This is a genomic window from Streptomyces sp. NPDC050528 (genome assembly GCF_044457795.1).
Classification (GTDB): Bacteria; Actinomycetota; Actinomycetes; order Streptomycetales; family Streptomycetaceae; genus Streptomyces.
The window spans coordinates 211339-219441 of sequence record NZ_JBITHH010000018.1 but is presented as its reverse complement, the minus strand read 5'-3'; the positions used below and the strand labels follow the sequence as shown (position 1 = coordinate 219441).

Annotated in this window: 7 protein-coding genes; 1 reads left to right on the top strand and 6 read right to left on the bottom strand. The window is 70.7% G+C overall.

Annotation, left to right across the window (positions count from 1 at the left end; genetic code table 11):
* Positions 1-102: 102 nt before the first annotated feature.
* On the bottom strand, positions 103-1569 hold the full coding sequence (locus ACIBK4_RS45095; RefSeq protein WP_399005038.1) for an MFS transporter: 1467 nt from the start codon (positions 1567-1569) through the stop codon (positions 103-105).
* 97 nt (positions 1570-1666) lie between these two features.
* On the opposite strand from ACIBK4_RS45095, the gene ACIBK4_RS45090 reads away from it, so the two are divergent.
* On the top strand, positions 1667-2215 hold the full coding sequence (locus ACIBK4_RS45090; protein ID WP_399005036.1) for a MarR family winged helix-turn-helix transcriptional regulator: 549 nt from the start codon (positions 1667-1669) through the stop codon (positions 2213-2215).
* A 39-nt stretch (positions 2216-2254) separates the two neighbouring features.
* Here the strand turns inward: ACIBK4_RS45090 and ACIBK4_RS45085 are convergent, their stop codons facing one another.
* The 5 genes from ACIBK4_RS45085 to ACIBK4_RS45065 form a co-directional block, all read right to left on the bottom strand.
* Positions 2255-3463, bottom strand: coding sequence for a cytochrome P450 (locus ACIBK4_RS45085; protein WP_399005034.1), 1209 nt, complete (start codon positions 3461-3463; stop codon positions 2255-2257).
* 83 nt (positions 3464-3546) lie between these two features.
* Positions 3547-4215 (bottom strand): response regulator, encoded by a 669-nt coding sequence (locus ACIBK4_RS45080; RefSeq protein WP_399005032.1) that lies wholly within the window; start codon positions 4213-4215, stop codon positions 3547-3549.
* On the bottom strand, positions 4212-5597 hold the full coding sequence (locus tag ACIBK4_RS45075; RefSeq protein ID WP_399005029.1) for a sensor histidine kinase: 1386 nt from the start codon (positions 5595-5597) through the stop codon (positions 4212-4214). The genes ACIBK4_RS45080 and ACIBK4_RS45075 overlap by 4 nt, the downstream gene beginning before the upstream one ends.
* 201 nt (positions 5598-5798) lie before the next feature.
* Positions 5799-6482, bottom strand: a complete 684-nt coding sequence (locus ACIBK4_RS45070) for a response regulator (RefSeq protein ID WP_399005027.1) — start codon at positions 6480-6482, stop codon at positions 5799-5801.
* Positions 6479-7804, bottom strand: a complete 1326-nt coding sequence (locus ACIBK4_RS45065; protein ID WP_399005060.1) for a sensor histidine kinase — start codon at positions 7802-7804, stop codon at positions 6479-6481. Before ACIBK4_RS45065 ends, ACIBK4_RS45070 begins: the two co-directional genes overlap by 4 nt.
* Positions 7805-8103 lie beyond the last annotated feature (299 nt).

Sequence of the window (8103 nt, the reverse complement as noted above, 5' to 3'; positions counted from 1 at the left end):
CCCCCCAGGTCATCGGTTCGACAGGGGGGAACAGCCATGCCGGGCCCGGAGGCCAGCGGCCCTCTTGCAGGACCGCAGAAAACATAACGGGGGGGAGGGAGATCAGAGGGTGGTGGGCTCTGCCTGGTTGCCAACTGCCTTGCGGGGCAAGGCCAGGCACAGGACCGCGCAGAGGACGTAGGCGCCGATGGCCCAAGGAGCCGCGTGGGTCAGCGCGTCCGTCAGGCCCTTCTCCGCGTTGGAGAAGAACGCGTTGCCGATGACGGCGACCCCGAGCGCTCCGCCGAACTGCTGGGCGGTGGAGAGGATTCCGGACGCGCCGCCCGCGAGGCCGCTCGGCACGGTGCTCAGGATCGTGTTGACCAGCGGGATGATGAGGAAGATCAGGCCGACGCCCGCCAGCACCAGGCCCGGGACCAACGGCCAGGCTCCGGTGTGCAGTTGGGCCGAGTGCTGGGCCGCGTGCCGGACCCAGAACAGGCCGCCCGCCATGACCAGGGCCCCCAGGATCAGTACGTTGCGGCCGAACTTGGCGACCAGCGGGTCGACCCCGGGCGCGGCAAGGATCGAGCCCGCGCTGAAGGCGACCATCAACAGGCCTGCCTGCGTGGGGGTGTAGCCCTGGCCGGACTGGAGCCAGATGGTGAAGACCAGGAAGAAGCCCGACATGCCGCCGTAGAAGAGGAGTTGGACGAGCAGGCCCGCGCTGAAGGCGGGCTTCTTGAACAAGTCCGTGGGGAGGAGGGGGTGTTCGAGGCCGCGCCGCTTCTCCGAGACGGTCAGCGCGGCGATCGCGGCGACACCGGCCGCCAGGCAGAGCCAGCCCCACAACGGCCAGCCGTAGGAACGGCCTTGGACCAGCGGGAGCACGATCGCGACCAGGCCCCCGGCGAGGACGAGGTTGCCGGGCAGGTCGATGCGGCCGGTGAAGGCATGGTCCCGGGAGGCCGGGATCCACCGGGCGCCGAGGATCAGGACAAGGGCGGCGAGGGGGAGGTTGATGACGAAGATCGTGCGCCAGCCCCAGCCGAACAGGTCCCAGTCGGTCAGGACGCCGCCTAGCAGGACGCCTACGGCCGTGGAGATACCCGCGATCGCGCCGTACAGGGCGAACGCCTTGCCGCGTTCCTCGCCGTCGAACATCGTGCGGAACGAGGCGAGGATCTGCGGCATGATCACCGCCGCGGCCACGCCCTGGAGTCCGCGCGAGGCGACGAGCATCCCGGCCGAGGTCGCCAGCGCGCTGGCCAGGCTCGTGAGCGCGAACGCGGTGACGCCGGCCAGGAACAGTTTCTTGCGGCCGTATCGGTCGCCCAGGTGCCCGGCGATGATCAGCGTGGCGGCGAAGCCGAGCATGTACGCGGACACGGTCCACTGGAGGTCGGCGGGGGTGGCCTTGAGGCCCTTGCCGATGGAGGGCAGCGCGGTGTTCACGATCGATCCGTCGATCATGTCCAGCAGCGCGGCGAGGATCATCACGAACGCCGCCGCCCACCGTTTGGGATAGGGCACCGGCCCGCCGCCGCCGTCAGCGGCTACGTTCATGGGGTTGGTCGTGCTGGACGACATGGCGTGGACTCCTTGGTCCGGTCAGTTCTGCTTGACTTTCATACATCTTGGCTTTCAAGCTAATAACCGATAGTTACGATGCAGGGAGATATCTCGAATGTCAAGCGGAACGGGGTCGAGCTCGGGCACAGAGGCGGTCGAAGCGCGGCTGGGCGCGGCCGTGCAGGCCTACCAGAGCGCCGTCGACGACTTCGACCGCGAACTGGCCCGCCTGATGGGCGTCAACGAGACCGATCTGCGCTGCCTGGAGATCCTGCTCTCGGTGGAGGAGACCACCCCCCGCGAGCTGAGCCGGCAACTTGGCCTGACCACCGGGAGCGTCACCACGATGCTCGACCGGCTGGAGAAACTCGCCTATCTCACCCGCACCCCGCACCCCGGCGACCGGCGCAAGACCCTCGTCCGCGTCACCCCGGAGGCCACCCGGCGCGCCTTCGGCCTGCTCGGGCCGTTCCTGGAGGACGCCGGCGGGCGCGTGCGCGCCCGCTACACCGCCGACCAGCTGGAACTCGTCATCGACTACCTGACGTTCACCCGCGACGTCCAGCAGGAGCACGTCGAACGGCTGCGGAAGACGCCCGCCTCCCACCCGACGCGGACGGGCGGCCGCCAGTCACCGGGGCCGAGGGGCGGGGCGGCGTCATAGGTCCAACTCGAAGTCTGTTTCGGAGTCTGTCAGGGGCCGTTAGCCCACCTCGACGCTCAGCCCCTCCAGCCCCCGGATCACGAAGTTCGGCTTGCGCTCCGGCTCCGCCGCCAGGCGTAGCGTCGGGGCCCTCTCCAGCAACGCCCCCATGGATGCGGCCAGTTCGATACGGGCCAGGGGTGCGCCGATGCAGTAGTGGATGCCCGCACTGAAGCTGATGTGCGGGTTGTCCGTGCGGGTGAGGTCGAGGCGCTCGGGGTCGGTGAAGACCGCCGGGTCGTGGTTGGCCGCGCCGAACAGCATCGCGATCTCCGCGCCGCGCGGGATCGTCGTACCGTCGATCTCGATCTCGTCCAGCACCCACCGCTCGAAGAGCTGGAGCGGGGTGTCGTAGCGCATCAACTCCTCGACGGCGGTGGGGACGAGGGAGTGGTCCGCGCGCAGGGCCGCCAACTGCTCCGGGTTGCGGAACAAGGCCCACCAACCATTCACCGTGGAGTTCACCGTCGCCTCGTGGCCGGCGTTCAGCAGGAGGACGGCGGTGGAGATCAGCTCCTGTTCGGTGAGGCGGTCGTCGTCCTCGTCGTGGGCCGCGATCATGCCGGAGATGAGGTCGTCGCCCGGGTTCTTGCGGCGGGCCGCGATCAACTCGCGTAGATAGGAGGAGAATTCGTCCGACGCGCGGACCGCCTTCGCCGCCGTGTCCTCGGACGGGCTCAGTTCGTACATCCCGCAGATGTCCGCCGACCAGGGGCGCAGCGGGGCACGGTCCGACTCCGGGATGCCGAGCATCTCGGCGATCACCGCGACGGGGAGAGGCTCGGCCACGTCGGTCAGCAGGTCACCGCCGCCCTTCGCCACCAGGCCGTCCACCAGCTCGCCCGCCAACCGGCTGACGTACGGCTTCAGTCGCTCGACCGTGCGCGGCGTGAACGCCTTCGAGACCAGGCGCCGGATGCGGGTGTGGTCCGGGGGCTCCAGGTCGAGCATGCCGTGGTCGTTGAGGGTGTGGAAGGGCTCGTGCTCGGGCGGGGGTGCCGTACGGCCGAAGTCCTCGTGGGTGAAGCGGTGTTGGTAGGTACGGCCGAGGCGGCGGTCGCGCAGGAGTGCCGAGACGTCCGCGTGGCGGGGGACCAGCCACTGGTCCGTCGGCTCGTAGTACGTGACCCGGCCCCGGTCGCGCAGTTCGGCGTAGGCGGGGTAAGGATCGGCCAGGAAGTCCTGGTCCCAGGGGTCGAAGGCTGCCATGAACGGACGCTAGCCCGGGATACCCCCCTCTGACCAGGGGTTCCGGTGTGGCGCGGCCCTCGGACGTCCCCTACGGCCTCCGACTATCCCGGTCTCACCAGCCGCGCCTCGTACGCGAACACCGCCGCCTGTGTCCGGTCCCGCAGCCCCAACTTCACCAGGACCCGGCTGACATGGGTCTTGATCGTCGACTCGGCGACCATCAGCCGCTCCGCGATCTCCCCGTTCGACAAGCCCTGCGCGATGAGAACCAGCACCTCCGTCTCCCGTTCGGTCAGATCCCCGTACGTCCCCTGCTGCGCGGGCGGCATCAGGCGGGGTGTCTCGGACAGCTTCGAGAACTCCGTGATCAACCGCTTGGTGACGGAGGGCGCGAGCAGTGCCTCGCCGGCCGCCACCACCCGTACCCCGTCGGCCAGCTGGCGTGCCGAGGCGTCCTTGAGGAGGAACCCGGAGGCTCCCGCCCGCAACGCCTGGTACACGTACTCGTCCAGGTCGAACGTGGTGAGCACCAGCACCTTCGCCGCGCCGTCCGCCGCGACGATCTCCCGGGTCGCCTCGATGCCGTTCATCTCCGGCATGCGGATGTCCATCAGGACGACGTCCGGGGCCAGTTCACGTACGCGCTCGACCGCGTCGCGTCCGTTCACCGCCTCGCCGACGACCTCGATGTCCGGCATCGCGCCCAACAGGACCGAGAAGCCCTCGCGCACCATCATCTGGTCGTCCGCGATCAGTACGCGGATCGTCATGCGTCCCCTTCCCCCGCACCCGCCACCGGTTCGCTCGCACTGGGCATCGGAACCGGCAGGAACACCGTCACCTCATAGCCGCCGTCGTCCGCCGGGGCCGCCGTCATCTCGCCGTTCAGCATGGACACCCGCTCCCGCATCCCGGTGATGCCGTGCCCCGCACCCGGCGAGGGCTTCACCAGGCTCGGCTCGGGCGTCGGGCCGTTGACTATCCGCAGGCCCAGCCCGCCCAGCACGTAACCGATCTCCACCCGGGCACTCGCGCCGGGCGCGTGCCGCAGGGTGTTGCTCAACGCCTCCTGCACTATCCGGTACGCCGACAGCTCGACGCCCTGCGGGAGTTCACGCACCGCCCCCGTCACCGCCTTGTCGACGCTCAGGCCGGCGTCGCGCACATTGGCGAGCAGCCCGTCCATGTCGGCGAGGGTGGGCTGCGGGGCGTCGGGCGCCTCGTAGTCCTCCGCGCGGACCACGCCCAGGACCCGGCGCAGCTCGGTCAGGGCCGCCACCGCGTTCTCCCGGATCGTGACGAACGCGCGCTCCAGCTCCGGCGGCGGGTTCTCCACGCGGTAGGGCGCGGCCTCCGCCTGGATGGCGACCACCGACATGTGGTGGGCGACCACGTCGTGCAGCTCGCGGGCGATCGTCGTGCGCTCCTCCAGGAGGGTGCGCCGGGACCGCTCGTGGGCCGTCACGGTCTGCTGCGCGGTCACCTCCTGCTCGGCGTCGTGACGTATGTGGCGGACCGTGACGCCGAACAGGACCAGGGCGGAGAGGAACAGCATCTGCGCGGTGTCCGAGCCGAAGGAATGACCGCCGGCGGCGGTGGTGGCGCCGATGCCGTAGACCGCCGTCAGCGCCCACATCCAGGCGGCCGTGCGCGGTCGGGTGCGTATCGCCACGATCGTGAGGACGGCCAGGTGGCAGACGAAGCTGCCGTTCCGCCACGGCCACTCGTCGTCGAACTCGGTCGCCAAGGCGGTGGCGATCGGGGTCGCGGCCATGGACAGCCAGAACGCGCCGACCGGCCGCACCATGGTCAGCAGCACCGGCGCGAGGGCGAGCAGGCCGAGGATCATGTTGCTGCCCGAGCCGCGGGCCTCGTCGTTCGTCGCGATGAGCATCGCGATCAGGCCGACCGCGACGATCAGGGCGTGCGGGCCCCAGGCCGCGTACTCCCGGGGCCGTCCCTTCAGCCGCCGGGTCAGCGGGCCGTCGGCGGTGGAGCGGGGCAGCGGGCGATAGGCGGAGGCGTCGTGGAACAGGTCCTGCCGCATCCCGCGCAGGGCGTCCATGGCGGCCCGGAACTCCGGGCTGCGCGGCTGATAGGCCTCGAACGCGCTGTCCTGCGGCGTCATCTGCGTGTGGGTCGTCTCGGTCACATTCAAAACGGTAGGCGGCCGGGCGGGTAGCCGTCGTCACCTGTGAGAAGGGTCCTGGGCCGTCCGTCTCAAGTACTACGGGTATGCCTGGGGGCTTGGTTTCAGCGGCTTGGTTTCAGCGGCTTGGTTTCAGCGGCTTGGGTGGCTGCCGGGGTCGCCGTATCTTCAGGGGCCGCCGGGGCTTCAGCAGCCGCCGGGGCTTCAGCGGCCGCCGCCCGGCCGGATCAGCCCCGACTCGTAGGCGAACACCGCCGCCTGCGTACGGTCCCGCAGGCCCAACTTCACCAGGATGCGGCCGACATGGGTCTTCACGGTCTGTTCGGCGACGACCAGGTGCTCGGCGATCTCCGCGTTGGACAGGCCCTGCGCGATGAGTGCGAGGACCTCCGTCTCGCGCTCGGTGAGGTCGCCGACGCGGGACTTGAGCGGGGTGCGGGGTGTGCCGTTCAGCCGGGAGAACTCGGCGATCAGCCGGCGCGTGACACCGGGCGCGAGCAGTGCGTCGCCGGCCGCCACCACCCGTACCGCCTCGGCCAGTTGATCGGCGGACGCGTCCTTCAGGAGGAAGCCGGACGCACCGGCGCGCAGCGCCTCGTAGACGTACTCGTCGAGGTCGAAGGTGGTGAGCACCAGGACCTTGATCTGCGGGGTCGCGACGGTGATGCGGCGGGTCGCCTCGATGCCGCCGAGTTCGGGCATGCGGATGTCCATGAGGACGACGTCCGGGGCGAGTTCGGCGACCTTGGCCACCGCGTCCAGGCCGTCGACCGCCTGGCCGACGACCTCTATGCCGGGCTGGGCGTTGAGCAGCACGGTGAAGCCCTGCCGGACCATCTGCTGGTCATCGGCGATGAGTACGCGGATGGTGCCGCTGCCGCTCGTCATGGGGTGTCGTCTCCTGTCGGGAAGATGAGCTCGGGGGCGGCCGAGGTGCCGGTACCGAGGGGTTCGTCGGGGAGCGCGACGCCGTCCCGGGGCAGGAACGCCACGATCGCGAAGCCGCCCTGGAATGTTCTCGTCGCGGTGAGGTGTCCGCCGAGCATCGACGCGCGCTCCCGCATGCCGAGCAGGCCGTGGCCCGCGCCCAGGGAGGGCGGGACGGCTTGCCTGGGGCGGGAGTTGGTGACCGTCAGCTGCAACCCGTCGGTGGCGTGGGTGACCTCGACGGCGACCGTGGAACCGGGGGCGTGCCGCAACGCGTTGCTGAGCGCCTCCTGGATGATCCGGTATGCCGACAGCTCCACACCGGGTGCCAGCGGACGCCGCTCGCCCCTGACGTCGCTGCGTACGTCGAGACCGGCGGCCCTGGTGTTCTCGATCAGCGCGTCCAGCCGGTCCAGCGTGGGCTGCGGGGCGTCGGGGGCGGCACCGGTGCCGGGGGCGGGCAGGGCGTACGGGTCGTCCGGATACTCCGGGTTCTCCTCGCGGAGCACGCCGAGGACCCGGCGCAGTTCGGCGAGGGCTTCGAGGGCGTTCTGTCTGATGCCGGCGAGGTTCTCCTTGAGCTCCTCCGAGGGGTTCTCGACCAGGTGGGGTGCCACTTGGGCCTGGATGGAGATCACCGACATGTGGTGGGCGACCACGTCGTGCAGTTCGCGGGCGATACGGCTGCGCTCCTCCAGGAGGGTGCGGTGGTGCCGCTCCTCCTCCGTGATCGTCACCTGCTCGACGAGTTGCGTACGGGCCTCGCTGCGACCGCGCAGAGCGGTGCCGACGAGGACGGCCACCGCGCAGACGGCGACCGCGCCGACCCCCGTCGAGGTGAACTGCTGGGCTCCGACCAGCCCTTGGACGACGAACGTCGTCAGTGCGGTCGCGGCCAGCGCGGCGAGGGCTCTGCGGGCGGGGACGCGCAGCGCCAGGAGCAGGAGTACGGCGGCCTGGACGATGACTTCGGTGGTGGTCCAGGGCCAGTCGGGGCCGCCCGGGGACGAGCCGTCGGGCAGGGCGGCGTGGGGATCCATGGCCGCACGTGCGGCCAGCGCGGTGACAGCCGTCGCGGTGAGGGACAGGGCCCAGGCGGGGATGGGCCGGCGCAGGGCGAGGACCAGAGCGATGCCCTGTCCGAAGCCCGCCAACAGGCCCTGCGGTACGCCCAATTCGTACGTGCTCGTCGCCTCGTCCATGCCGGCCAGGGAGAGGCCGAGGGCGGCGAGGGAGACGAGGACGTACGTGACGTACCGCAGCCAGCGGTGGCCGGGGAACAGGGTGGGTGCGGGTGGGGAGTTGGGTGCGGGTGCGGGTGCGGGTGCGGGTGCGGGTGCGGGCGTGGGTGCGGGCGTGGGTGCGGGTGCGGGTGCGGGCGTGGGTGCGGGTGCGGGCGTGGGTGCGGGTGCGGGTGCGGGTGCGGGCGTGGGTGCGGGTGCGGGTTGGTGGGACTTGTTCCGGCCTCCGGCCGGATCCGGATTCCCACCCGCACCACCCGTACTGCTTTCGTCGTCGGGTGCGGGTGGCCCCTGTGGGGCTTGTTCGCCGTCGGCGACCAAAGGCGCGTGGATGGAAGCGC

Excerpts from the sequence above, each read along its gene's own strand:
- ACIBK4_RS45095 (WP_399005038.1), bottom strand. The coding sequence starts at position 1,569 with ATGTCGTCCAGCACGACCAACCCCATGAACGTAGCCGCTGACGGCGGC.
- ACIBK4_RS45090 (WP_399005036.1), top strand. The coding sequence starts at position 1,667 with ATGTCAAGCGGAACGGGGTCGAGCTCGGGCACAGAGGCGGTCGAAGCG.
- ACIBK4_RS45085 (WP_399005034.1), bottom strand. The coding sequence starts at position 3,463 with ATGGCAGCCTTCGACCCCTGGGACCAGGACTTCCTGGCCGATCCTTAC.
- ACIBK4_RS45080 (WP_399005032.1), bottom strand. The coding sequence starts at position 4,215 with ATGACGATCCGCGTACTGATCGCGGACGACCAGATGATGGTGCGCGAG.
- ACIBK4_RS45070 (WP_399005027.1), bottom strand. The coding sequence starts at position 6,482 with ATGACGAGCGGCAGCGGCACCATCCGCGTACTCATCGCCGATGACCAG.